The following is a 24414-nucleotide window of genomic DNA, read 5'->3' on the forward strand; positions in this document are numbered from 1 at the left end:
GGGACGAAGCAAAGGGCACTTCAGCTTGACGAGTCCGGTAGCGCTCGCCCATCGGCAAATCATTCAGATGCTAACCCTGGGTCAGCCTGTTTCCAAGCCGCCGCCAGATCAGCAAACCTGAAAAGGTAACAAGGAGCACGACAGTGAATGCGCCGGCAAGGGCAATCACCGTTTCCAAATCCCGTAACTCTTCGCCATTGGTTGAGCCGTATAGCTCGATCAGCCAGAGCGAAAGTGCGGACGGTATCTGTGGCCCAAGGTCCGGACGCGCGAGCCACAAGTGCGCTAGTGCCGCAGTAGCGACAAGAACCCAGATAAACAGGGAAAAGCGTGCGCTGGCTGTCTTCACTTGACTGTCACCCGCCCATACGCTTTCAACGATGTGCCGGGAATTGGGATCTGGCTGCTCGTCTTGAGAGTAGTGCGCAACACATCGAAGTCGCTCCGTTTTTCGATAGTGATGCATCCTTGGCTAATCCCCAAGCTGCCTTTCGGATGAAGCCGAAAGTTTCCTCTTTTTACCTTGTTGCAGAAGGTTTGATCATCAATTTTTCCATCAGCTGCGTAGAGAGCAAACCAATCCGATTTGTCACTAAAAAGGTCGCGCAAGGGACCGAGCAAGCCTCCTGACTGACGGTCAAGAACATAGTAAACGCCGGGAGGAATTGGTCCCACGCTTGCATGGCAGGCGAACTCCCGTCGGTTTGCGTGGCTGCCTAATCCTGAGAAGGCAGGGAACTGCTTCTTGTTCACCATTAGCAGGCTCATCGGTTTACCGTTGAGTTCAAACGAGCACTCTAGCATTGACGTCCTCCAGGCACAGTGTCACAAGGTTCTGATCTTAGACGGGTGCTCGCAGACGTTCCTGCGTTGCCACAAGAGCCAATGACGGAAAAACTCCGTGCCGCGCGTTCCTGAAATAAGCCTCTTTCCCCGTCCTATTCCAACGATGGTTTCCTGATGGCATCGCCAATAATGCTGGCTATGGAAGGGCAGTTGCGCCCGTCAATCAGACACAGAACAGACAGTTGAAGTGCGGAGAAAAAAGATGAACGTGAAGAAATTTACTGCGGCTACATCCCGTGACGCCTTGCGCAAGGTGCGCGAGGCGCTCGGCCCGGACGCGGTCATCCTCTCCAACCGCCCGGTGGACGGCGTGGTCGAGATCCTGGCGCTGGACAACGACGATGTCGCCGCGCTGGCCGCACCGGCCATCGAGGAGCCGCCAGTGCCGCCTTTCCAGGCCTTCGACAGGGACTTCGACCCCGAGCCGGTGTTCAGCCGCGCCGCCACCTTCGCTGCAGCCGCTGAAGCGCGCCAGCCTGCTGCACGCGCCGCTGGGCCGCAAGCGGCGATCGAGCCCTTCGCCGGCCAGCCCTATGTGGAGCGCCGCGCAGCCGCGCCCGCAGCCCTCGAAGCAGAAATCCCGCCGACCTATGCCAACCGCCGCGCCCCGGGCCAGGAGGCGGGCATCGACATGGCCGCCATGACCCAGATGATGAGCGCCGCCATCGCCCAGGCCAAGGAATCGGCCGCGCTCGAAATGAGCGGCATGATGAGCGAGATCCGCGCCATGCGCGGCCTGATGGAAACCCAGTTGGCCGAGCTGTCCTGGAACACGACCGCCCAGCGCGAGCCGCAGAAGCCCGCCGTGCTGCGCGAGATGCTGGCCGCCGGCTTCTCCGCGACCCTGGCGCGCTACCTGATCGACAAGATGCCGGCGACGAAGGATGCGGGCGAAGCGCTGCGCTGGATCAAGACCGTCCTGGCGCGCAACCTGACGACGATTGCCAACGAAGACGATCTCCTGAACCGCGGCGGCGTGTTCGCCCTGGTCGGCCCGACCGGCGTCGGCAAGACCACCACCACCGCCAAGCTGGCCGCGCGCTGCGTGATGCGCCACGGCCCGGACAAGCTGGCCCTGATCACCACCGACGCCTACCGTATCGGCGGCCACGAGCAGCTGCGCATCTACGGCAAGATCCTCGGCGTGATGGTGCACTCGGTGAAGGACGAAGCCGACCTGCGCATCGCACTGAAGGAACTCAAGAACAAGCACACCGTGCTGATCGACACCATCGGCATGTCGCAGCGCGACCAGATGGTGACGGAGCAGGTGGCCATGCTGGGCGAATCGGGCGCCGACGTGAAACGCCTGCTGTGCCTGAACGCCACCGCGACGGGCGAAACCCTGAACGAAGTGGTGCGCGCTTATCAAGGCACCGGCCTGGCCGGCTGCATCATGACCAAGCTCGACGAAGCCGCCTCGATCGGCAACGTGCTCGACGTGGTGATCCGGCAGAAGCTGAACCTGCACTACATCTCGAACGGCCAGCGCGTGCCGGAAGACCTGCACCTGGCCGACCGCGCCATGCTGATCGACCGCGCCTTCCGCAACAACCGCAACGCATCGAGCCAGTTCAGCGACGCCGACCTGCCCATGATGATGGCTGCTGCAGGTGGACAGCATGGTGACCGCAGCCTGCGCGAGGTGCAACTTGGCTAGTTTCGACTTCGACCAGGCAGAAGGCCTGCGCCGGATGCTGCAGGGCCCGCGCCCGCGCATCGTCACGTTTCTGTCCGCCACGCCTGAAGACGACAAGGGCGCGATGCTGGTCAACCTCGGCGCCTCGCTGGCCCAGCTCGGCAACGAAGTCCTGATCGTCGATGCATGCGAGCGCGAGTACGGCGTCGCGCGCCGCCTCGGCCTGAACCGCGCCGCCACCCTGGCGAGCGTGGCGCGCCAGGAGTGCGGCCTGAACCAGGTGCTGCACGCGGTGCCGCAGGGCTTTTCGGTGGTGTCGCTCGGCACGCCGCAGGGCGCCGAAGATGCAAGGCGCCTCGCCAAGACCTTCGACGTGCTGGTCAAGCAGGCCGGCATCGTGATCGTCGACGGCGAACTCGGCCCCGACGGCGAGTTCCCGCTGCCCCTGATGGCCAGTTCCGAAATCGTGGTGCAGGTCGGCACGAGCGCGGCCTCGATCACCAACGCCTATGCGCTGGTCAAGCGCCTCGCGCAGCAGCTGGGCCGCCGTCCTTTCGGCATCCTGGTGACCGGCGCGACGGAGGCCGAGGCACGCCTCGTATACGATAATATGTCTACTGCGGCAACACGTTACCTGGCGGTGAGCCTGGGTTCGATGGGGTCGGTGCCGGCCGACGAGTACCTGCACCGGGCCGCGCGCCTGGGCCGCGCGGTGGTCGATGCGTTTCCGCTGGCGGGGGCCTCGGTCGCGTTCCGGCGCCTGGCGGGCAAGTTCGCGCTGCACGCGATGCCCGGGCTGGGCAGGGGATGATCGGAGGGTGGTCGTCATTCAGTCCACTGGACTGAATGACCGCCGACCGCGCGTCCGACCAGTGCCAGCGTTGTGGTAACGCGTCTGTCAGTTGAACGCGCGGTCGACGGAGCCGACCACCCTACGATAAAAGAGATAGCGGAAAAGAAAAGCACAACGCATGTACACGGTCAAAGGGAAAGCGGACAAGAACCATTTGCTGACGGAGCACATGCCGTTGGTGAAGCGTCTTGCCCACCACATGAAGGCCAAGTTGCCGCCTTCGGTGGAAGTCGATGACCTGGTGCAGGCCGGCATGATCGGCCTGCTGGACGCGATCAACCGCTACGAGGACAACCACGGCGCCCAGTTCGAGACCTATGCGGTGCTGCGCATCCGCGGCGCCATGCTGGACGAGCTGCGCAGCAGCGACTGGATGCCGCGCAGCACGCGCCAGAACATGCGCAAGGTCGAGGCCGCGATGGAGGCGCTGCAGCAGCGTCTGGGCCGCCCGGCCAGCGAATCCGAAATCGCCAAGTCGCTCAAGATGTCGCTTGCCGAATACCAGGACATGTTGGGCGACGGCGGCGGCCACCAGCTGCTGTACTACGAAGACTTCCACGACAATGAAGAAGGGAGCGACGGCTTCCTCGACCGCTATGCGGTGGACGACAGCGATCCGCTGCGCAGTCTGCTCGATACGGGCTTTCGCCAGGCCGTCATCGACGCCATCGACGAGCTGCCGCCGCGCGAAAAGATGCTGATGGGCCTCTACTACGAGGAAGAACTCAACCTGAAGGAAATCGGTGCCGTCATGGGCGTGAGCGAATCGCGGGTGTCGCAGCTGCACACCCAGGCAGTGTCGCGCCTGCGCGCGGCGCTGCGGGAGCAATTGTGGACTGGGCCAGCGTAGCCGGCCTGGTGCTCGCGATCGCGGGCATCTTCATCGGCCATACCCTGGACGGCGGCAAGTTCGCGTCGCTGATCCATCCGTCCGCCTTTGCCATCGTGGTGATCGGCACCTTCGGGGCTACCCTGCTGCAGAGCGAGCGGCGCAGCTTCGTGCTGGGCCTGCGCATGCTGCGCTGGGTGTTCTTCCCGCCGAAGTCCGGGCGCGAGCTGCTGTCGCGCGAGATTGCATTGTGGAGCCTCACGGCGCGCCGCGATGGCCTGCTCTCGCTCGAGCAGTACCTGGGCACGCCCGACAGGTTCATCCAGAAAGGCCTGCGCCTGGTAGTGGACGGTATCCAGCCCGACAAGCTGCGCAGCCTGCTCGAAAGCGAGATCACGGCCTATGAATTCTCGCAGCGCCAGGCGGCCCGCATCTGGGAGTCGGCGGCCGGCTATGCGCCGACCATCGGCATCCTGGGCGCCGTGCTGGGCCTGATCCACGTGATGGAAAACCTGTCCGACCCATCGCGCCTCGGTTCCGGCATCGCGGTCGCCTTTGTCTCCACCGTGTACGGCGTGGGGCTGGCCAACCTGTTCTTTTACCCGGTCGGGAATAAACTCAAGGCCATCGTCAGCGACAAGGTGGCCCAGTACGAGATCCTCGCCGAAGTCTTCCACGACCTCGCCACCGGCGACCACACCCGCGTGGTCGACGAACGGGTGGCGAGCCTGCTCGCACGCCACTAGGAAGGCCTGGAATGGCGCGCAAACGCTACGACGACGGCGCTCAGGAAAACCATGAACGCTGGCTGATCTCCTACGCGGACTTCATCACGCTGCTGTTCGCCTTCTTCGTGGTGATGTACGCGATCTCGATCGTCAACGAAGGCAAGTACGCGGTGCTGTCCGAAGCGCTGGGCGACGCCTTCGGCGGGCGCAGCATCGCACCGCAGGCGCACACCAGCGTCGAGCCGGTGCTGCCGCTGTCGCACATCGTCAACCGCAAGCGCCAGGAGGCGGCGCGGCGCGAGCGCCAGCGCATGGACGTGCTGGCGAAGGACCTCACCGCCACCCTGATGCCGCTGGTGAAATCGGGGCAGGTGCGGGTGACGCAGAACGCGCGCGGCATCGCCATCGAGCTCAATGCCAGCGTGCTGTTCGAGCAGGGCGAGGCCGTGCTGCAGCGCGATGCGCGCGATGTGCTGGGCGCGGTGGCCGGGCTGCTCAGGAACGCGCCGCAACGCATCGAGGTCGAAGGCCATACGGACAAGCTGCCGATCACCAACGAGAAGTTCGCGTCGAACTGGGAACTGTCGGGGGTGCGCGCGGCCAGCGTGGTGCGCCTGTTCATCGAGAACGGCATACAGGATGCGCGCCTGTCGGCGATCGGATACGGCGCAACGCGCCCGGTGGCGCCGAACGACACGCCGCAGAACCAGGCCCGCAACCGGCGCGTGGCCGTGATGATCCTTGCTTCGGCGCCGGAGCCGCTTCCCGCTGCCATGCAATAAAATGTCATTTTTCTGCTTTTGGTGAAATAAAATTTCAGGAGCTTCCATGCATGCCAAACGAATCCTGCCACTGCTGTCCTTTGTTCTCGGAGGCCTGGTGAGCACCGTGGGCGCGGTCGAGAAGGACCCGCAGGTGCGCCACCTGCTGGAAGTCGAGACCAGGGAAGGCAGGCTGCGGGTGCAGTTGATCGTCCAGAACAATGGCGACACGACCATCTACGTGCCGCGCGAAGTCGCTGTCGGCGACGAACTCACCGGCCGGCGCTTCGACCTGCGTGAGGTAGAAAGCGGAAAAGCGGGAAAACCGCTCGACTACACCGGCATGATGGTCAAGCGTGGTGCGCTCACGGCCGCCGACTACCATGCGGTGGCGCCGAAAACCATGCACCTGAACACCATCGACATCACACAGGCCTATGCCTTCAGGAAGGGCAGGCATCGCTACGAAATCCGTTACGACGGTCCCTACCTGACCGACGCAGGCCAGCTCGACGCCGTCAGGCAGAGCCCGGCGGAGCCGGTGAGGTTCAGCTTCAGCCAATGAAAAAGCGGGCCGGAATGCCGGCCCGCTCACCCAGGGATCGATTCAGTTCAGCGCCGGGGTATTCTCGGCGAAGTACTCGTGCGAGTCGGCGTTCTGCACTGCCAGCGCCGGGTTGCTGATGGCCAGGTTGGCCGCGCCCGACTGGCCGTACACGTGGTCGTCGGTGCCCGCCACCACGTTGAAGTGGCTCATCTCGTGCACCAGGGTGCCGCCTTTCGAGTCGGTGCCGGTCATCGGCGCGCTCCAGAAGGCCTTGCAGACGTAGATCTTGTACGGCTGGGTCGGGTAGACGTAGGCGTAATAGGTCTTCTTGCAGCCGCAGTCGACCGTGACCGGCTTGTTGGCGAAGGCATCCTTGATGGCGGCGAAGTTCGCCTTCACGGCCGCCACGCGGCCGGCGTCGTTGGCGCCGAACCACCTGGTGTAGCGGGCGCCGATCGTCCCGTTCTGCATGTAGGCGTCGCTGTTGCTGGCCATGCTGGAACCGGCCGACATGGCCTGGACGATCGTGCCCTGCTGCGTGGTGGTGCACTTGCTGAAGCTCAGGCTGGCGGCAGACGGGCCCGCCGCGGCCTGCTTCATCGCCTCGATGTCGAGCATGGTCTGCGACTTCTGGCCGCGCGCCACGCGGCCGTCGATCCACACCGAGGCCGGCGCCGACACCAGGCTGGCGAGCTCGCTGTCGGCGTCGAAGGCCGCGGCTGCGCCGCTGCGGCCGGCCGCCGCCGGCGTGGCCAGGAACAGCTGCGGCGACACCTGCCTGTAGCTGATCTGGTAGTCGCCGCTCACGCTCATGTCGTACAGGGCCGAGAGCTCGACCTTCACGCTGTGCGAAGCGCCCGGCTTGAGCAGGAAGTAGTCGGCCGCGGTCGGGGCGGCGCGCTTGATGTGGGCGCCGAGGTAGGGCACCGGCTCGCCGTCGCGCTTGACGTCGAACAGCGCTTCTTCCATGCCGTTGAAGGGCGTGCGCGACTTCAGGATGTATTGGGGCGCGTTCGAATTGTTGGTGATGGTGACGCGTACCACCACGTCGTCGTCCTGGCCCAGCGCGTGCTTCTCAGGGACAACGGTGACCGCCACGCCTTTCGGCGCCGCCGCCGCATTGCATGCTGCCGCGAGCACAGCGATTCCCAAAGCCGACTTCCAGATGCCTTTCGAGCTCATGTTCATTCTCCGTATGAAAAATAGTTATATGGCTTGATAGCCTTATTGAATTACCCAGATGACATTGAGTTAACTCAATTTCATATTTACGGAAAGATGTGTATGTGTAAAGTGCAATCAGCGTGGACGTGACAATTTTTGCGAAGTGTCAACAAAATGCAAAAATCAACAATCGTGCGCTGGAAATTTCCGTGCGCAAGTGCTAGGCAACCCTGCGATCCCGCAGGGCGCAGCAGTATCACTGCAGGGGCGGCGAATTCTCCCCGAAATACTCGTGCGAGTCGGCGTTGCGTACCGCCCGCGCCGGGTCGGTGCGGGCCAGCTCGGCCGCGCCCTGCTGGCCGTACACATGGTCGTCGGTGGCGGCGACAATGTCGAAGTGGCTCAGCTCGTGCACCAGCGTGCCGCCGCGCGAGTCGGTGCCCGTGAGCGGGGCGGCCCAGAAGGCCTTGCAGACATAGATCGCATACGGCTGGGCCGGGTACACATAGGCGAAATAGTCCTCGTTGCAGCCGCAGTCGATTTTCAGGGGCTTGGTGTCGAATGCATCGCGGATGGCAGCGAAGCTGGCGCTCACGGTCGCGGCGCGACCGGCATCCTGGACGCCGAACCAGGTGCCATAGCGGGCGCCGTACCCGGGGCCGCCGGCGCCGGCCGCCAGGTAGTTCTGGGCGTCGACCGTCATCGACCGGCCCGCGTCCACTGCCGCCGCCAGCTGTTCCTGCTGGGCGTTCGAGCACTTGCTGAATTCCAGTCCGCCGCCGGCCGCCTGTCTCGCAGGCGGCCGGGCCCCGCGCGGCAGGCGGCCGTCGATCCAGATGCCGACCAGGTTCGAGGCCAGTGCGCCGGGCAGCTGGCGCACCCCCGTACCGCTCCCGGCCGCCGCGAACAGGCCGCCCGAGGCGGTGCGGTAGCGCAGCTGGTAGGGGCCGGTCACGCTCATGTCATACAGGGCCGACAGCTCGACCGTGCTGCTGACCGATGCGCCCGCTTCCAGCCGCAGGTAATCGTCCGGGCCCGGGGCCGGGCGCTTCACCTTCATGCCGAGGTAGCGTACCGGCTGGCCTTCGCGCAGCACCTCGAACAGCGGGGCCTGCACCCCGTCCACCGGGGTGTGCCACTTGAGCAGACGCTGCGGCGTCCTCCCCGTGTTCTGCAGGGTCACCCGCACCAGCACGTCGTCGCTGCGCGCGAACTTCTCGCGCACGGGTGCGATCGCCACGCTGACTTCCTGCGCCACGGCGGGCAGGGCTGGTAGCGCAGACAGGGCCAGCAGGATCGAACAGGGCAGGGAGGCGGATGGGCGACGGTGCATGGCAGGCTCCTCGGAATGGTGATCGGCCTACTGTGCACCGATACCGACCCCTCACATTGCGCGGGGGCAGAAATTTATTTACTTAGGGCAACTGAACCACACAAATGATATGGCTAATTAACAACAATCATTCATTCGGCATCAACATTTGCTCGATTCATCCGCTGAGCATTGCTATCATGCAATTCGTTTATCCTCGTGTAAATATTCTCCTTCTTCCGCAGGTTTCTCCATGATTACCCAGCACCGATCCCGCCCAGGGCGCGCGGGAGACCTGCCATGAACGGTTTCCACGATTTCGTCGACGATCTGGCCCGCGAGATCGGGCTCGACCGCGACGAGGTGGATGCGCGCAAGGGCTTCCTGGAGCTGGGCGAGGCCGACGTCGCCGCGCTGCGCGACGTGCACGAACTGCTCGACTGCCACCGCGACGCCTTCTCGGACCGCTTCTATGCGCACCTGCTGTCCTTTCCCCACCTGCGCGCGCTGCTGGGCGACGGCGTCGAGGCGCGCCTGCGCCAGGTGCAGGCCACGTATTTCAGCAGCCTGACGGCCGGCGACTACGACGAGGAGTACATCCGCGAGCGCCTGCGCGTGGGCGCCACCCACCAGCGCATCGGGCTCGACCCGAAGTGGTACATCGGCGCCTACCGCAAGTACCTGTCCGAGATGATCGGCATGTTGTGGCGCCGCCTGGAGGGGCAGCCGGACCGCTTCCATGCGGCCGTCGACGCCGTGCTCAAGATCGTCTGCTTCGACATGGGCCTGGCCCTCGACACCTATGCGCACGCCGGCCAGCGCAGCAGCCTGCAGAACCAGAACTACCTGGAACAGGTCATCGACGGCATGCCGGCCGGCCTGGTCGTGGTCGACGCGGAGCTGCGCGCCCATTCGATGAACCGCATGATGGCCGACCTGCTGGGCGTGCCGGACGGCCTGCTGCTCGAGCAGCGCATTGCGCTGGAAGAGCTGATCCCCTGCGAGGAACTGGCGAACCGCGCCGCCGAGGCGCTGGCCTCCGGCGCCCCGCACGACAACGTGCTGGTCACGCTCGACGACCGCGCCGACGGCGTGCGCTACGTCGACTTCAACATCCGCCGCGCCCGCAAGGACGGCAGCTACATGCTGCTCCTGATCGGGCAGGACATCACTTTCCGCCGCCGGGCGCGCATGCGCCTGCAGGAAAGCGAGGAGTTCTTCCGCCTGACCTTCAACCAGGCCGCGGTCGGCATCGCGCTGCTGGGCGCCGACGGCCGCGTGCTGCGCACCAACAGCAAGATGTCGCACATCCTCGGCTATTCCGAGATCGAGCTGCTGCAGCGCTTCTTCCAGCAGTTCATCTGCGAGTCCGACCTGGCCGAGGAAGAAACCCTGCTGGCGCGGCTGAAGAGCGGCGAGATCGGCGACTACCAGCGCGAAATGCGCCTGCTGCGGCGCGACGGCGCCCAGGTCTGGGTCAGCGTCAACGTGTCGGCGATGCGCGACGCCAACGGCAACCAGCGCTTCATCTGCGTGGTCCGCGACATCCAGCGCCAGAAGCAGGCTGAGGAAGCGCTGCTGCGCATGGCCAACCACGACGCCCTGACCGGCCTGCCGAACCGGGTCCTGATGCAGGACCGCCTCGGCCAGGCCATCATGCAGGCCCACCGCACCAGGCGCCAGGTGGCGGTGATGTTCATCGACCTGGACCGCTTCAAGCACGTCAACGACAGCCTCGGCCACGACGCCGGCGACACCCTGATCGTCGAGATCGCGCGCCGCCTGTCGAACAGCCTGCGCGAGAGCGACACCGTGGCGCGCCAGGGGGGCGACGAATTCGTCGTGGTGCTGCCCGACCTGGCCGGGCAGGAAGATGCGGCCAAGGTCGCGCGCAAGCTGCTCGACAACCTGTTCCAGCCGCTGGCCCTGTGCGGCCAGGAGGTGTTCCCGTCCGGTAGCATTGGCATCGCCATGTATCCGCGCGACGGCGAGGACAGCGCCACCCTGCTCAAGTGCGCCGACAGCGCCATGTACGGCTCCAAGGGGCAGGGCGGCAACCATTATTCCTTCTACACGGCCGAGATGGGCGAGCAGGCCTCGCTGCACCTGCGCATGGAAGGCGCGCTGCAGCGCGCCCTGCAGCGCGAAGAGTTCCTGCTGCACTACCAGCCGGTGGTGGACATCGGCAGCGGCCAGGTCACCGGGGTCGAAGCCCTGCTGCGCTGGCAGCCGGCCGGGCGCCCGATGGTGTCGCCCGCGGAATTCATTCCGCTGGCCGAGGAAACCGGCCTGATCGTGCCGATCGGCGACTGGGTGCTGGCCACCGCCATGCGCCAGCAGGTCGCGTGGCGCGACGCCGGCCTGGCCCCGGTGCGCGTCAGCGTGAACCTGTCGGCGCGCCAGTTCCTGGGCCAGGACGTGGCCCAGCGCGTGGCCGCGCTGCTGGAGGAAACCGGCTGCGATCCGGGCTGCCTGACCCTGGAAATCACGGAAAGCGTGCTGATGGAGAACCCGGCGGCGGCCACCGAGACCATGGGCCGGCTGGCCACTATGGGCGTGCAGCTGGCGATCGACGACTTCGGCACTGGCTACTCCAGCCTGGCCAGCCTGAAGCGCTTCCCGATCCACAGCCTGAAGATCGACCGCTCCTTCGTCATGGACCTGACCCAGGACGCCGACGACGCCGCCATCGTCAACGCGGTCATCGCGCTGGCCCACTCGATGAAGCTGAACGTGATCGCCGAGGGCGTCGAGACCACCGAGCAGCTGGCCTTCCTGCAGGAGCGCGGCTGCGACCAGATGCAGGGTTACTGCTTCAGCCGGCCGATCGAGGCGCAGGCGATCGAGGCGCTGCTGCGCAACTGATCCCGTCCCCCTCGGGAAGCGGGCAGCACGGCGGAATACACCACCGGTGGGGGAGCGTTCGGGAAACGGACAAGCCCTACAATTATTGCTTAATCGCAATATTAAAGGGTATACCAATGAGATTGACCACGCTGTTTGCCGCCGCCTTCGTCGTACTGCTGCTGTGCGCCAGCCACGCCAGGGCGGCCGATCCGGAAGAGCGTTTCCTGCTCACGCCCGCACTGCTGGCGAAAACGAAATCCGCCGCCCCGTGAACTGACCCCATAAAATTGGACGGTTAGTTTGCTAAGCGGCCAAGGCCTGAGTCCTATACTGAACGGGACTCAGGCCTTTTAGTTTGAGCTTGATGCGGTCGTGATTGTAATAGCGAATGTAGTCAGTCAAGCCATCGCGCAACTCATCGACGGTGGAAAACTGGTTCACGTAGAAGAACTCCGACTTGAGGACTGCGAAGAAACTCTCCATGGCTGCGTTGTCGAAACAGTTACCCTTTCGCGACATGCTCTGCACAAGCTGGCGTTCACGCAACTGACGTTGGTAGGCGGGCATCCTGTATTGCCAGCCCTGGTCGGAGTGCACTAATGGCCTGTCACTTGGTCCGAGCTTGGCCAGTGCTTTCTTGAGCATCGAGTCTACAAGTGCGAATGCGGGACGTTTGCTGGTTTCGAAAGCGACGATCTCGCCGTTGTACAGGTCCAGCATTGGCGAGAGATACAGCTTTTCTCCGGCCACGTGAAATTCGGTCACATCGGTTACCCACTTCTGATGAGGGGCTGCTGCCTTGAATCGGCGCCGCAGCTCATTGGGCGCGGCTTGGCCTACCTCGCCCTTGAATGAACGATACTTCTTCGGTCGCACCAGCGATTTCAAGCCCAGCATGCCCATCAACCGTTGGACCGTCTTGTGATTGACCTGCTGCCCCGACTGGCGTAGCCCGGCCGCGATGCGCCGGTAGCCATAGCGTCCCTTGTGGCGATTGAAGAGCGTACGAATCTGCTCCTTGAGCTGCTCGTACTTGTCGGCGCCCTGAAGAATTTTTTGCTGATAATAGAAAGTGCTGCGCGCCAGGTTGGCCAGTTTGAGTAGGCAAGCCAATGGAAACAGCTGCCTTGGTTCATGCACTACTTGCGCCTTTTCTGCGGCACTTGCTTCTGCCGGGCTTGAACTAAGGCTTGCAATTTTTTTGTGTAAGCGAGCTCATGCGCAACTGCTTCACCTCGGCCAGCAATTGCTCGCGACTGAGTTTGTCATCGTCCTGCGCACTATCTGGTGCTGATGCGGGTTCAGGCGTTGTCACTGTTTTGGGTCGTCCACGTGGGCGTGGGATCAATGCCTCAAGGCCTCCATCCCGGTATGCGCGCTCCCAGATGCCAACCATTGCGTGGTGACGAATGTCGAACCTGGCGGCAGTCTGAATCCTTGAAGCTTGATTTTCCCACATGTGCCGCAGTACCGACAGTTTGAACTCGGCGCTGTAGGTACTGGACTTCTTGCTAAGCCCTGCGCTCCCATGCAGGCGATAGGCCATGACCCATCTCTCCAGCATGGCATGGCTCGAAAGCCCGTGCCGCTTCGCCATTGCATGATAGCCAGCTGATTCGTCCGACAGATACTCTTGAACAACCGCGAGCTTGAACTGCTCGTCGTACTTCGCCATAGAAAAACCCCCAAAAGTTGTGTCCAACTTTTGGGGGTCAGTTCACCCGGACATCAAGAAACTCGGGGACGACGAGGAAGAGGAACAGGAACAGGACGAGGGCAAGAGCAGGAACCTGTCGGCCGAGGCATTTACGCGCGTGCTCGACAAGAAGCCGCGCGCCAAGGCGATCCTTGACTAGCACGGTCTGAGCACCCGCGAGTTTGCATTCGGCACCTACGCCATGCTGCACGCCATGCTGCACGCCCGGATGTTCGTCGGGCTGGAGCCGACCATGTACAAGAAGCAGGCCGCCGACATGCTGGCCTCGTTCACGAAGGAGCAGCGCGCCAACGTGGCGCTGCTGCGCAGGACCGACATAAGCGCGTTTCTTCGATGAGTTGAAAATGGCAGTACCTTGAGCCGGTGCCAGCCTGGTCCCGACTTCCTACAACGCCACGGTTCACTTGCCGTGAGCATCACCTGCTGCCATATACCCGTCCACGTCGAACTGCAGGGCATAGGCGTCACCCTGTTGGAAGCGCAGCCTGTTTAGAAATTGTCTGGTACGGAATTTCAGTGTCATGGCAGAACACTTGCCCAGCGCGAAACGGCTGCGCGCCGAAGCCAGGCGGGAGATCTCAGAGAAAACGGCATTGTTCCAATGTTGCGTGATTTGATCGGCCGTAAATTCTTCACTGCGCTTCAAACCGTTCTCTACCATGGCACGGTACAGGAGTGGTTTTTCGCGCAAGGAAAGAATCGCCTTCTGCGTCTCGGCAACGTTGGATGCCTCAATATAGTCGAGTTCGGATTTACGCAGCTCGCGGTATGCATGTTCTGCACCAAGAATGGCTGGAGTGCCTGCAGCCCAAGCATTGATCAGTTTGCTTGCCGGCTTTTTTGGATAGAGCGAATTAGCATTTTTCCGGATCGCCACGATGACATCCGAATCGGAATAGTCATTCCATCTCACATCCCTGTAAGCTCCGCTTTCATTTCCCTTCCAGGTAGTCGCGTCGCAGTGCCAGGCCAGATCGTGCTGGGCAATGAAATCGCACCATTGCAGGGTACGGAATTCGTCTGCCATTTCACCCGCCATGCCTTTGTACACGATATTGGCGACAGTCGTGTTGCGGGACGGATTACGCCCAACCAGCCCTGGTTGCGGCCAATGGTGGACGTGAAATCTTCTGACGCCGTCGCTGGAATGACCATTCTGGACGACTTCGAAATCAGCATACGGCTGGTATGGACGGTCCGCCACGGCGGCTACAATACACACGGAAGAAAAGATTGGCTTTTTCGCCATTACATACGGGACGTAATCCGCATGCGTGAAGACGATGCCACTGGCAGGAACGCGCGAGGTCAGCTCGACAGGAAAGCCCGCCTTTCGCAGGCGTAAATACGTCTGTCCTACCCAGACCCGCACACCATTATTGAAGAGCTCCCAATCCTTGTCAGGATCCGCCTCGAGAATCTGGCTTATCTGAAGGTCGTGAGGCAAATAGAAAAACACTGGCGCTTGCAGTGTTGGAATACTCATAGTTTTTTTTCAACAAGTTCTAGACAACCAACAGTCTATTCGACAAGATGACTTTTGGCTAGTTGTTGCATCTCAACGTACAAAAATCCGTTCCCGCGAGGGGCGCTAGTTACGCTTACGGACTGTCGGATGACTCGCGCTCCCAAGGAAATGCGAGTGAGTTACTTCAGCCGACCACGAAGCGCTTCGACGGCCCGGCGCCCACGGCCTGGCCGCTGGCCCCATAGATGCCGCCGGCACTGGCGCCGGCCGGCATGCGCAGGGCGTTGAGCACGCCCTGGTTGTGCGCCAGCTGCTTGTTGATCAGCATGCCGTTGACGCGGTTGAGCTCCTTGGCTTCCCGGGCCAGCCCGAGCAGGGCTTCCCACTGGGCGCGCGCATCGACGCTGCCGGCCGCGGCCAGCCAGGGTTCCATGCCCGCTTCCGAGGCTTCGCAGCCGGCGGCGGCAAGCGCCGCGTGGCGCTGGGCCGACAGCCCGGCAAGCGCCTGCAGCAGGGTGTTCTTGCGGGGAGTGAGTTGCGCCAGCCCATCGGCGTCAGCTGCGACGAGCAGCTGTTGTTCCTGTTTCATCAGCCCGATCAGGGAGCTGAACTGATGCTGTTCTTGAAGGACGGTATCGTTTGGAGTCAGGACGGGGCTGGTGGACATGAAGGTTTATCGCTTGCGGGAATGGAGCAGGTCGCGCACGGTATCGAGCAGGCCGTCGGCGACTTTCTCGGAGTTGACCTGGAATTGGCCATCGGCGATGGCCATCTTGATGCGTTCGACTTTCTTGGTGTCGAACACCTGGTTGTTGCCGCCTACCGCACTGGCCATGGCCTGGCCGGCCGAGGACAGGCGCACGCTGTCGGTCTGGGCCGGGGTAGGGGCGGTCGTTGCGGCCGTGGCCGCCTTGTCGGCGCCGCGCGCGTTCGCAGCGCCGTTGGTGTTGGTCGGCTGAAGGCCTGGGTTGCTTTTGAGCGTATCGTTGATTTTCACAGCATCATCCTTCTCTGTTCGGAGCGGAAACTCCGGGATCTGCTTCGTGTATCGGCAAGGATTTCACAAACTTTAGCGCAGAAAAGGGGGTGAATGAAAATAACCAGGCTTGCTCGAAGCCGGTTCAGATCGCCACTTCGATGATGCCGCCGGCGCGCGCGGTACCGCTCACCACGGTGCCCGACCCGGTGCGCGCCTGCGCCACCTGGCCTTCGGCGGCGTTGCTGATCGCCCGCGCCTCGCTGGAGACGGAGAAATTCGATCCTTTCGACACCAGGCGCACCGCCTGGCCCTGCTGGACCACCGGGCGCGCCTTCAGGGTATCGAGCCGCAAGGGTGTGCCGGCGGGCAGCGACGCGGTGGGCGTGCGCCCGATGGCCTGGGCCATGTCGGTCATGATACCGTTCGGCATGGCGGCAATGTCGCCTTTCATCAGCACGAGCTGGCCGGCATCGACCGGCTGCCCCTGGGCCAGCGGTACGGCCGCCGCCACGTAGTCGGCGACCACGCTCACGGTGGCCTGAATATACACCGTCCATGGGCTGGGGGCAGTGCAGCGCACCCCGACCGTTGTTTTCCCCCACGCGCGCGCGCCCGGCTGCTGGAAGGCTTCCGGCGCCGGGCAGGCCGCCAGACTGGTGCGCGGGTCGATTCCGCCCACCTTGATCGTCACCTGGCCCGGCAGGCCCGCGGTCTGTGCCTGCAGGTACTGGTCGACGACCGTGCGCAGGGCCGGCAGGTTCTGGCGCTGCAACGGCTGTTGTGCGGCCGCGCAGGGAATGTTCAAGACGCCGGCGGCGAGCAGCAGGGCAATGGTGCGTTTCATGGAGCGATCCGGAATGGAAAGAGGGAATGCTGCCATTCTAGGTAGCGTGATTCTGTAGTGAAACTTTGAATAGCCGTGGTTTGCCGTCCTTTCTCCACCGATTGCCCGTCTTCAACTATCCGTATGATCGATGCTGTCCCAACAAGCATCCAGCAGGAGGCGGCATGATCGGCAAGATCGACCAGTACCTGAGTTTCAATGAAACGGCGCTGTCCCTGCGCGCCCAGCGCCAGGAACTGCTGGCGTCGAACATCGCCAATGCCGACACGCCGAACTACAAGGCGCGCGACATCGACTTCACCAGCGCGCTGCAGAACGCCCTGGCCGGCAAGGGCGCGTCCAGCCCGCTGGCCACCACCGCCCAGCACCACATCGGGCGCGGCAAGCCGACCGGCGACCTGCTGTCCAATGGCACTCCGGTACTGTACCGCGGCGAAGTGCAGGGCAGCGTGGATGGCAACACGGTCGACATGGACGTGGAACGCAACCAGTTTGCCGACAACGCGCTGCGTTACGAAGCGGGGATCACGATGATCAACGCCCAGGTCAAGGGCCTGATGGCGGCCATCCAGGGACAATAACGAGGCTAACAGACTATGTCGCTCTTTAATATCTTCAACGTCTCCGGTTCGGCCATGAGCGCCCAGGCGCAGCGCCTGAACACCGTCGCGTCCAACCTGGCCAATGCCGACAGCGCCACCAGCCCCACCGGCGAAGCCTACCGCGCCAAGGCGGTCGTGTTCGAAGCCGTGCCCCAGCAGTCCGGCGCCACCGGCGTGCGGGTGCGCGAAGTGGTCGAGGATCCATCGCCGCTCAAGCAGGTCTACGACCCCAAGCACCCGATGGCCGACGAGAAAGGCTATGTGTCGATGCCGAACGTGAACGTGGTGGACGAGATGGTCAACATGCTGTCGGCCTCGCGCTCCTACCAGACCAACGTCGAGACCATGAACGCGGCCAAGACCATGCTGCTCAAGACCCTCACCCTCGGCCAATAATCAGGGATTGCCAAAGCCATGACCACCGTAAACAACACCACCGGCGCCGCAAACAATATTCCCGACCTGATGTCGGCCATGAACGCCAAGAAGGCCGAGGTCGACAGCGTCCAGGCCGATACCGACAAGTTCATGACCCTGCTGGTCACCCAGCTGAAGAACCAGGATCCGCTCAATCCGCTCGACAACGCCCAGGTCACCAGCCAGTTGGCCCAGCTCTCGACCGTCACCGGCGTCAACAAGCTCAACGCCACCCTGGAGTCGCTCAAGTCGAGCTACCAGTCGACCGAAGCGATGCAGGCCACCAACCTGATCGGCCATGGCGTACTGGTCGAAGGCAACAAGCTGGGCCTGAACGAGGGCAAGGCCATCCTCGGCGTCGAGCTCGCCAGCGCAGCCGACAAGGTACAGGTGGTGATCACCAGCACCACCACCGGCAAGGAAGTCGCCACCATCGAGCTCGGCGCACAGGAAGCCGGCGTGGTGCCGATCGCCTGGGACGGCGTGCCCGACCCGACCAAGTTCGATGCCGACGGCAAGCCGGTAACCCTGCCCAACGGCTCCTACACCTACAAGGTGGTGGCGATGCGCGGCGGCGAGGAGCTGAAGGATGTCAAGCCCCTGTCCTTCGACAGCGTCGCCAGCGTGACCACGGGCGGCAAGGACGGCATCAAGCTGAACCTGCCGGTCCGGGGCGCCGTCACGATGGCCGATATCAAACAAGTCCTGTAAGCCGAGCCGCTTACTTCGCAACCTCATCTCTCTGATCAGGAGTACACCATGTCTTTCCAACAAGGCCTGAGCGGCTTGAACGGCGCAGCCAAATCCCTCGACGTCATCGGTAACAACATCGCCAACGCGAGCACGGTCGGCTTCAAGGGTTCGACCACCCAGTTCGCCGATGTCTACGCGAACTCGCTCAATGGCGCGGGCGGCATCTCGGCCGGTATCGGCGCGAAAGTGGCGAACATTGCCCAGCAGTTCACCCAGGGCAATATCGAATCCTCGAACAATCCGCTCGACATCGCCATCAACGGCGCCGGCTTCTTCCGCACCGAAGCCTCCGGCATCGTGCAGTACAGCCGCAACGGCCAGTTCTCGATGGACAAGAATGGCTTCCTGATCAATGCGCAAGGCGCCAAGCTGACCGGCTTCGGCCTGAACGACATGGGCCAGCTGGTGGCGGGCGCCCCGACCCCGCTGCGGATCGACACCGCCGACCTGGCGCCGGTGACCACCACCAAGGTGCAGATGGAGCTGAACCTGGACTCGCGCAGCGCGTCCCCGATCAACTCCCCGTTCGATGCGAACGACCCGACCACCTACAACAAGCAGACCCCGATGAGCGTGTATGACACGCTCGGTAACGCGCACGTCATGTCGACCTTCTACGTCAAGGGTGCGCTGCCCGGCACCTGGGATGTCTATGCCGCCGCCGACGGCGTCGAAATCACCGCCCAGAAGGTGGCTGCCGCGGCCACCGGCACCGGCGCCGCCTTTACCGCCGTGAACGATGCCCGCGCCGCGTGGGAAGCCGCGACCAAGGCCGTGCCGCCGGTCCCCGCGACCATCGCCGCCGCCCTGAACACGTATGCCGCCGCCGCCTCGGCGATGGTGGTGGCGTCGGCGAACGGCAACGGCGCCACGGCCGCCAACCAGACCGAGATCGGCAACGCCGCTACCAATGCCGCGGCCGTGCCGGGCACCACGCCGGAAGAGATCGATGCTGCCATGGCCAAGGCCGTCAAGGTCCCGCCCGTCAAGGTCGGCACGCTGGCCTTCGACACGAATGGCGGCCTGAACAAGGTGAGCTCGAGCGAGAACGGCAAGTTCACGATGTCCCTGCCGGTGTTCCCGTCGACCGGCGCCGAACTGACCCTGCCGCTCAGCATCGACTACGACGGCAGCACCCAGTACGGCACCGCCACCAGCGAGAAACGCCTGGTACAGGACGGCTATGCGGCCGGCAACCTGCAGCGCTTCACCACCGGCCAGGATGGCGTCATCCTTGGTCAGTACAGCAACGGCCAGACCAAGCCGCTGGGCCAGGTGATCCTGGCGAACTTCACCAACCCGAACGGGCTGGAGCCGCTGGGCAACAATGCCTGGGCCGAATCGGCCAGCTCGGGCGTACCGCTGCTCGGCACCCCGAACTCGGGCAGCATGGGCGTGCTGCAGCAGTCGGCGGTGGAAAGCTCGAACGTCGACCTGACCGCCGAGCTGGTCAACATGATCACCGCGCAGCGCGTGTACCAGGCGAATGCGCAGACCATCAAGACCCAGGACTCGGTGCTGCAGACGCTGGTGAACCTGCGTTAATCGACATAGCAAACGATGGTTGAGTGCGTGGGCGGCAAAGCCGCCCACCCTACGTAGATCGCGATCCGTAGGGTGGGCGGGTCTCCCGCCCACGCGTTCAGCCGGCTCAAAAGCCGTCGTAACATGGAGAGAACAAGATGGACCGCCTGATCTACACCGCCGCCAGCGGCGCCAAGCACATCCTGGAACAGCAGGCCACGACCTCGAACAACCTGGCCAATGTGAACACGACGGGTTTCCGCGCCCAGCTGGACGTGTTCCGCGCCGTGCCGGTGCAGGGCGAGGGCTTGCCGACGCGCGCCTTCGTGGTCAATTCGACCCCGGCCGCCGACTTCCGGCCGGGCGCGCTGCAGGTGACCGGGCGCGACCTCGACGTCGCCGTCAAGGGCGAGGGCTGGCTCACGGTGCAGATGCCCGACGGGACCGAAGCCTTTACCCGCAACGGCTCCCTGCAGACCAGCCAGAACGGCCTGCTTACCACCGCAGGCGGCGCCACCATCGCAGGGGAGAACGGTCCGATCACGATTCCTCCGGACGTCACCGTCACCGTGGGCGGCGACGGCACCATCTCGACCATGTCCACGATGGAGCAGCCGGCCGTCCCGATCATCCTCGGCCGCCTGAAGCTGGTGAATCCGCCGGCGGACAACATGGTGCGCGGCGACGATGGCCTGTTCCGCCAGCGCGATGGGGCTCCCGCCCAGCCGGACCCGGCCGTGCGTGTGACCGGCGGGGCGCTGGAGGGCAGCAACGTGAGCGCCATCGACTCGATGGTCAGCATGATCAGCCTGGCGCGTTCCTTCGACACCCAAATGAGCCTGCTGAAGAACGCCGAGAATAACGCCGCGAAAGCCACCCAGATCCTCGCTTTGAATTGATAGTTGCTGCAGCATAATTCTCCTGTACGTGGCGGACTTCGTCCGTTGCCAATAGGAGAATCCCATGATCCGTTCGCTGTTTATCGCCAAGACCGGCCTCGAAGCGCAGCAGACCAACCTCGACGTCATCACCAACAACCTCGCCAACGTCAGCACGAGCGGTTTCAAGCGCTCGCGCGCCGTGTTCGAGGACCTGCTGTACCAGAACGTGCGCCAGCCCGGCGCCCAGTCCTCGCAGCAGAGCAACCTGCCGTCGGGCCTGCAGATCGGCACCGGCGTGCGCGCCGTCGCCACCGAGCGCATCTTCACCCAGGGTAATCCCCAGCTGACCGGCAATTCGAAGGACGCCATGGTCAACGGCTCGGGTTTCTTCCCGGTGCTGCTGCCGGACGGCACCCAGGCCTATACCCGCGACGGCTCCTTCCAGACCGACGCCAACGGCCAGCTGGTCACCTCGAGCGGCTTTGTCGTCCAGCCCACCATCACCATCCCGGCGAATGCCGAATCGATCACCGTCGGCCGCGACGGCACGGTGTCGGTCAAGCTGCCGGGCACGACCGCCCCGACCCAGGTGGGTGCGCTGCAGCTGGCCACCTTCATCAACCCGGCCGGCCTCGAGTCGCGCGGCGAGAACCTGTACATCGAGACTGGCGCGTCGGGCAACCCGAACCTGAACGTGCCCGGCACCAACGGCGCCGGCGTGCTGATGCAGGGCTATGTCGAATCCTCGAACGTCAACGTGGTCGAGGAAATGGTCAACATGATCCAGACCCAGCGCGCCTACGAGATCAACAGCAAGGCGATCACCACGTCCGACCAGATGCTGCAGAAGCTGTCGCAGCTGTAAACGGGAACATGAGGAGAACATGAGCATGAAATCCCTCTTCGCCGCGGCCGCCGCAGTTGCCTTGACCGCCATTGCCGGGTGCTCGACCACCCCCAGCAGCATCGTGCAGGGCCCGATGTCGTCCCGCCCGATGCTGGTGCAGGCGCCGGCGCCGCTCGACGGCGCCATCTACAGTGCGAACAGCTACCGCCCGATGTTCGAAGACCGCCGCGCGCGCCACATCGGCGACCTGCTGACGGTGAACATCACCGAGCGCACCTCGGCCGGCAAGTCCGGCGCCAGTACCGGCAGCAAGTCGGGCAGCGCCAGCTTCACGGTGCCCGGTCCGCTGCAGGCGCGCCTCGGCGCCGGCGTCGGGCTGGAAGCCGCGAACAAGTTTGCCGATGCCGACACCCAGAGCGCCTCGAACAACTTCAGCGGCACCATCGGCGTGACCGTCACCGAAGTGCTCGCCAACGGCAACCTGATCGTGGCCGGCGAAAAGCAGGTGGCGATGAACAAGGGGGTCGAGTTCATCCGCTTCTCGGGCATGGTTGCGCCGGACACTATCCAGGCGGGCAACATCGTGTCCTCGACCGTGATCGCCGATGCGCGCGTCGAATACCGCACCAACAGCCGCGTCGACAAGGCCGAGATGAGCAATATGCTGTCGCGCTTCTTCCAGTCGATGCTGCCGTTCTGATTCACGAGACCTGACCATGAAATTCGCTTCCATCGCCTTGTCCGTCGCTGCCCTGCTGGGCGCGGTCTCCCCGGCCCACGCCGAACGCATCAAGGACCTCGCCAGCATCGCCGGCGTGCGCCAGAACCAGCTGTCCGGCTACGGCATCGTGGTGGGCCTGGACGGCACCGGCGACCAGACCAGCCAGACCCCGTTTACGGTGCAGTCGATCCAGGCGATGCTGCAGCAGAAGGGCATCAACCTGCCGCCGGGCACCCAGCTGCAGCTGAAGAACGTCGCGGCCGTGATGGTCACGGGTTCGCTGCCGGCCTTTGCGCAGCCGGGCCAGACCCTCGACGTCACCGTGTCCTCGATCGGCAATGCGAAAAGCCTGCGCGGCGGCACCCTGCTCATGACCCCGCTGCACGGCGCGGACGGCCAGGTGTACGCCATGGCCCAGGGCAACGTGCTGGTCGGCGGCGTCGGCGCCCAGGCGGGCGGGGCGCAAGTCCAGGTCAACCACCTGTCGGTCGGCAAGGTATCGGGCGGCGCCACCGTCGAGCGCGCCGTCGCCTCCAACCTGGGTGCGGACAACCAGATCCGGCTCGAGCTGAACCAGACCGATTTCTCGACCGCCGCGCGCGTGGTGGAAGCCATCAACGACCAGTTCGGCGCCGGCATCGCCACCGCCCTGGATGGCCGCGTGATCCGCGTGCGCACCCCGTCCTCGAGCGACCAGCGGGTGGCTTTCATCGGCCAGCTGGAAAGCATCGACGTCGCCCGCGCCAAGGACGCCGCCAAGGTGATCATGAATGCCCGCACCGGCTCGGTCGTGATGAACCAGGCCGTGATGCTGGACAATTGCGCGATCTCGCATGGCAACCTGACCGTGACGGTGGGCGCCGAGACCAGCGTCAGCCAGCCGCTTCCCGGTACGCGCGGCGCCACCGCCATCACCCAGACCAACACGGTGGACGTCAAGAAGGAACCGGGCCGCGTGCTCCTGATTCCCGGCGGCGCCTCGCTGTCCGAAGTGGTGAAGGCGATGAACGCGATCGGCACTACCCCGCAAGACCTGCTGGCCATCCTGCAGGCACTCAAGGCCGCGGGCTCGCTGCGCGCCGAACTCGAGATCATCTAAGAGGCATGACATCATGATCGGCTCTCCCTCCACTGACCTGACCAGCAAGTTCGCCCTCGACACCAAGGGCCTGGGCGAACTCAAGCAATCGGCCAAGGCCGGCTCGCCCGCCGCGCTGAAGGAGGCTGCTACCCAGTTCGAAGCCATGTTCATCAACATGATGATGAAGAGCATGCGCGACGCCACCCCGCAGGACGGGTTGATGGACAACCAGCAGACCAAGATGTTTACCGGCATGCTCGACCAGCAGACCAGCCAGAACCTGGCCAAGCGCGGCATGGGCCTGGCCGACGTGCTGACCCGCCAGCTGAGCGCGAACGGCATGGGCGCCCAGGCGCTGGCCGTTGGTGCGGACGGCGCCGACGGCGCCGGCTACGTGAGTGCGGCAGGCAAGGCGGCCGCCGCGGCGGCGGCAATCGCACCGCCGGACGGCAGCATGCGTCCGGGCATGGATGCCGCGACCATGATCAAGACCGGCGCCGTCCAGCCGGGCGCGCCGGTGCTGCCCCTGACCACCGCCAGCGGCCGCGTCCAGGCGCCGCACGTGCGCGCCTTCCAGGAAAAGCTGCATGCCCACGCGGCCGAGGCGGAGCGCGCCACCGGGGTGCCGGCCAAGTTCATGCTGGGCCAGGCGGCGCTGGAAAGCGGCTGGGGCAAGCGCATGATCCGCAACGCCGACGGCAGCAACAGCAATAACCTGTTCGGCATCAAGGCCGGCCCCGGCTGGAAAGGGAAGGTCGCTACCGCCGTGACCACCGAGTACGTCAATGGCCGCCCGCAGACCCGCGTCGAGAAGTTCCGCGCCTACGATACCCCGGCCGACTCGTTCAAGGACTACGCCAACATGCTGGCCAAGAATCCGCGCTACGAGAAAGTCCTGGCCAGCGGCGGCGACCCGAGCGCCTTTGCCCAGGGCCTGCAGCGCGCCGGCTACGCCACCGATCCGCTGTATGCGGCCAAGCTGACCCGCATCATCAAGCACTCGCTGGCATAAACGCAAACGGGGATGTTGTCTAAACGACTAGTCAAGTTTTAG

Annotated in this window: 28 protein-coding genes; 19 read left to right on the plus strand and 9 right to left on the minus strand. The window is 64.1% G+C overall.

The genetic code is table 11. The annotated features are described in order from the left end of the window. Positions 1 to 70: 70 nt before the first annotated feature. Both AC56KL_RS15790 and AC56KL_RS15795 read right to left on the minus strand, forming a co-directional pair. Positions 71 to 349 carry a hypothetical protein gene (locus AC56KL_RS15790; protein ID WP_497181109.1) on the minus strand — a complete coding sequence of 93 codons (279 nt, stop codon included), beginning with the start codon at positions 347 to 349 and terminating at the stop codon, positions 71 to 73. Beyond that, the gene (locus AC56KL_RS15795; RefSeq protein WP_497181110.1) at positions 346 to 804 is read right to left on the minus strand and encodes a DUF2778 domain-containing protein; all 459 of its coding nucleotides are present in this window, start codon (positions 802 to 804) and stop codon (positions 346 to 348) included. The genes AC56KL_RS15790 and AC56KL_RS15795 overlap by 4 nt, the downstream gene beginning before the upstream one ends. 244 nt (positions 805 to 1048) lie before the next feature. Here AC56KL_RS15795 and flhF point away from each other — a divergent pair, with 244 nt between their 5' ends. The 6 genes from flhF to AC56KL_RS15825 all read left to right on the plus strand — a co-directional run bounded on the left by flhF (position 1049) and on the right by AC56KL_RS15825 (position 6221). Further along, complete coding sequence (flhF, locus tag AC56KL_RS15800) at positions 1049 to 2506, plus strand: flagellar biosynthesis GTPase FlhF (protein WP_497181111.1); 1458 nt, start codon at positions 1049 to 1051, stop codon at positions 2504 to 2506. Next, positions 2499 to 3296 (plus strand): MinD/ParA family ATP-binding protein, encoded by a 798-nt coding sequence (locus AC56KL_RS15805; RefSeq protein ID WP_497181112.1) that lies wholly within the window; start codon positions 2499 to 2501, stop codon positions 3294 to 3296. The genes flhF and AC56KL_RS15805 overlap by 8 nt, the downstream gene beginning before the upstream one ends. A 160-nt stretch (positions 3297 to 3456) precedes the next feature. After that, positions 3457 to 4188, plus strand: a complete 732-nt coding sequence (locus tag AC56KL_RS15810; RefSeq protein ID WP_497181113.1) for an RNA polymerase sigma factor FliA — start codon at positions 3457 to 3459, stop codon at positions 4186 to 4188. Continuing rightward, on the plus strand, positions 4170 to 4913 hold the full coding sequence (locus AC56KL_RS15815) for a flagellar motor protein (RefSeq protein ID WP_497181114.1): 744 nt from the start codon (positions 4170 to 4172) through the stop codon (positions 4911 to 4913). Before AC56KL_RS15810 ends, AC56KL_RS15815 begins: the two co-directional genes overlap by 19 nt. An 11-nt stretch (positions 4914 to 4924) precedes the next feature. After that, complete coding sequence (motD, locus tag AC56KL_RS15820) at positions 4925 to 5677, plus strand: flagellar motor protein MotD (protein WP_497181115.1); 753 nt, start codon at positions 4925 to 4927, stop codon at positions 5675 to 5677. Positions 5678 to 5723: 46 nt separating this feature from the next. Beyond that, positions 5724 to 6221, plus strand: coding sequence for a hypothetical protein (locus AC56KL_RS15825; RefSeq protein WP_497181116.1), 498 nt, complete (start codon positions 5724 to 5726; stop codon positions 6219 to 6221). A gap of 42 nt (positions 6222 to 6263) precedes the next feature. On the opposite strand, the gene AC56KL_RS15830 is transcribed toward AC56KL_RS15825, so the two are convergent. Next, positions 6264 to 7385 carry a M35 family metalloendopeptidase gene (locus tag AC56KL_RS15830; RefSeq protein ID WP_497181117.1) on the minus strand — a complete coding sequence of 374 codons (1122 nt, stop codon included), beginning with the start codon at positions 7383 to 7385 and terminating at the stop codon, positions 6264 to 6266. 238 nt (positions 7386 to 7623) lie between these two features. After that, complete coding sequence (locus AC56KL_RS15835) at positions 7624 to 8700, minus strand: M35 family metalloendopeptidase (RefSeq protein WP_497181118.1); 1077 nt, start codon at positions 8698 to 8700, stop codon at positions 7624 to 7626. A 279-nt stretch (positions 8701 to 8979) separates the two neighbouring features. Here AC56KL_RS15835 and AC56KL_RS15840 point away from each other — a divergent pair, with 279 nt between their 5' ends. After that, entirely contained in the window at positions 8980 to 11544 is a 2565-nt protein-coding gene (locus tag AC56KL_RS15840) for an EAL domain-containing protein (RefSeq protein WP_497181119.1), read from the plus strand. A 116-nt stretch (positions 11545 to 11660) separates the two neighbouring features. Beyond that, on the plus strand, positions 11661 to 11798 hold the full coding sequence (locus AC56KL_RS15845) for a hypothetical protein (protein ID WP_497181120.1): 138 nt from the start codon (positions 11661 to 11663) through the stop codon (positions 11796 to 11798). A 31-nt stretch (positions 11799 to 11829) separates the two neighbouring features. Here the strand turns inward: AC56KL_RS15845 and AC56KL_RS15850 are convergent. Further along, positions 11830 to 13201 (minus strand): IS3 family transposase gene (locus AC56KL_RS15850; protein WP_497181121.1). Its coding sequence is split into 2 segments (ribosomal slippage): positions 11830 to 12730 and positions 12729 to 13201, totalling 1374 coding nucleotides; the frame shifts between segments, so codons are not numbered across the junction. A 19-nt stretch (positions 13202 to 13220) separates the two neighbouring features. Here AC56KL_RS15850 and AC56KL_RS15855 point away from each other — a divergent pair. After that, positions 13221 to 13382 (plus strand): hypothetical protein, encoded by a 162-nt coding sequence (locus tag AC56KL_RS15855; protein ID WP_497181122.1) that lies wholly within the window; start codon positions 13221 to 13223, stop codon positions 13380 to 13382. Between the two features lie 42 nt (positions 13383 to 13424). Beyond that, positions 13425 to 13580 (plus strand): hypothetical protein, encoded by a 156-nt coding sequence (locus AC56KL_RS15860; RefSeq protein ID WP_497181123.1) that lies wholly within the window; start codon positions 13425 to 13427, stop codon positions 13578 to 13580. 63 nt (positions 13581 to 13643) lie between these two features. Here the strand turns inward: AC56KL_RS15860 and AC56KL_RS15865 are convergent, their stop codons facing one another. The 4 genes from AC56KL_RS15865 to flgA form a co-directional block, all read right to left on the minus strand. Next, positions 13644 to 14729, minus strand: a complete 1086-nt coding sequence (locus AC56KL_RS15865) for a glycosyltransferase (protein ID WP_497181124.1) — start codon at positions 14727 to 14729, stop codon at positions 13644 to 13646. A 166-nt stretch (positions 14730 to 14895) separates the two neighbouring features. Then, a complete protein-coding gene (locus tag AC56KL_RS15870; protein WP_497181125.1) occupies positions 14896 to 15378 on the minus strand; it encodes a flagella synthesis protein FlgN in 483 nt (160 codons plus the stop codon). Between the two features lie 6 nt (positions 15379 to 15384). Next, entirely contained in the window at positions 15385 to 15708 is a 324-nt protein-coding gene (gene flgM, locus AC56KL_RS15875; RefSeq protein WP_497181126.1) for a flagellar biosynthesis anti-sigma factor FlgM, read from the minus strand. A gap of 124 nt (positions 15709 to 15832) precedes the next feature. Then, positions 15833 to 16534, minus strand: coding sequence for a flagellar basal body P-ring formation chaperone FlgA (gene flgA / locus AC56KL_RS15880; protein ID WP_497181127.1), 702 nt, complete (start codon positions 16532 to 16534; stop codon positions 15833 to 15835). A 164-nt stretch (positions 16535 to 16698) separates the two neighbouring features. On the opposite strand from flgA, the gene flgB reads away from it, so the two are divergent. The 9 genes from flgB (at position 16699) to flgJ (ending at position 24372) form a co-directional block, all read left to right on the plus strand. Next, positions 16699 to 17115, plus strand: a complete 417-nt coding sequence (gene flgB, locus AC56KL_RS15885) for a flagellar basal body rod protein FlgB (protein WP_497181128.1) — start codon at positions 16699 to 16701, stop codon at positions 17113 to 17115. Positions 17116 to 17130: 15 nt separating this feature from the next. After that, positions 17131 to 17532, plus strand: a complete 402-nt coding sequence (flgC, locus tag AC56KL_RS15890; RefSeq protein WP_497181129.1) for a flagellar basal body rod protein FlgC — start codon at positions 17131 to 17133, stop codon at positions 17530 to 17532. An 18-nt stretch (positions 17533 to 17550) separates the two neighbouring features. Beyond that, positions 17551 to 18264, plus strand: a complete 714-nt coding sequence (locus tag AC56KL_RS15895) for a flagellar hook assembly protein FlgD (protein ID WP_497181130.1) — start codon at positions 17551 to 17553, stop codon at positions 18262 to 18264. Between the two features lie 48 nt (positions 18265 to 18312). Then, entirely contained in the window at positions 18313 to 19851 is a 1539-nt protein-coding gene (locus AC56KL_RS15900; RefSeq protein WP_497181131.1) for a flagellar hook protein FlgE, read from the plus strand. 137 nt (positions 19852 to 19988) lie between these two features. Continuing rightward, positions 19989 to 20729, plus strand: a complete 741-nt coding sequence (locus tag AC56KL_RS15905; RefSeq protein ID WP_497181132.1) for a flagellar basal body rod protein FlgF — start codon at positions 19989 to 19991, stop codon at positions 20727 to 20729. A gap of 64 nt (positions 20730 to 20793) precedes the next feature. After that, positions 20794 to 21576 carry a flagellar basal-body rod protein FlgG gene (gene flgG / locus AC56KL_RS15910; RefSeq protein ID WP_497181133.1) on the plus strand — a complete coding sequence of 261 codons (783 nt, stop codon included), beginning with the start codon at positions 20794 to 20796 and terminating at the stop codon, positions 21574 to 21576. Between the two features lie 25 nt (positions 21577 to 21601). Further along, positions 21602 to 22258 (plus strand): flagellar basal body L-ring protein FlgH, encoded by a 657-nt coding sequence (locus AC56KL_RS15915; protein ID WP_497181134.1) that lies wholly within the window; start codon positions 21602 to 21604, stop codon positions 22256 to 22258. Between the two features lie 16 nt (positions 22259 to 22274). Continuing rightward, positions 22275 to 23378 carry a flagellar basal body P-ring protein FlgI gene (locus AC56KL_RS15920; RefSeq protein ID WP_497181135.1) on the plus strand — a complete coding sequence of 368 codons (1104 nt, stop codon included), beginning with the start codon at positions 22275 to 22277 and terminating at the stop codon, positions 23376 to 23378. Between the two features lie 13 nt (positions 23379 to 23391). Next, a complete protein-coding gene (gene flgJ / locus AC56KL_RS15925) occupies positions 23392 to 24372 on the plus strand; it encodes a flagellar assembly peptidoglycan hydrolase FlgJ (protein WP_497181136.1) in 981 nt (326 codons plus the stop codon). The last annotated feature ends 42 nt before the right edge of the window (positions 24373 to 24414 follow it).

The organism is Telluria sp. ZB4P34, from assembly GCF_059686055.1.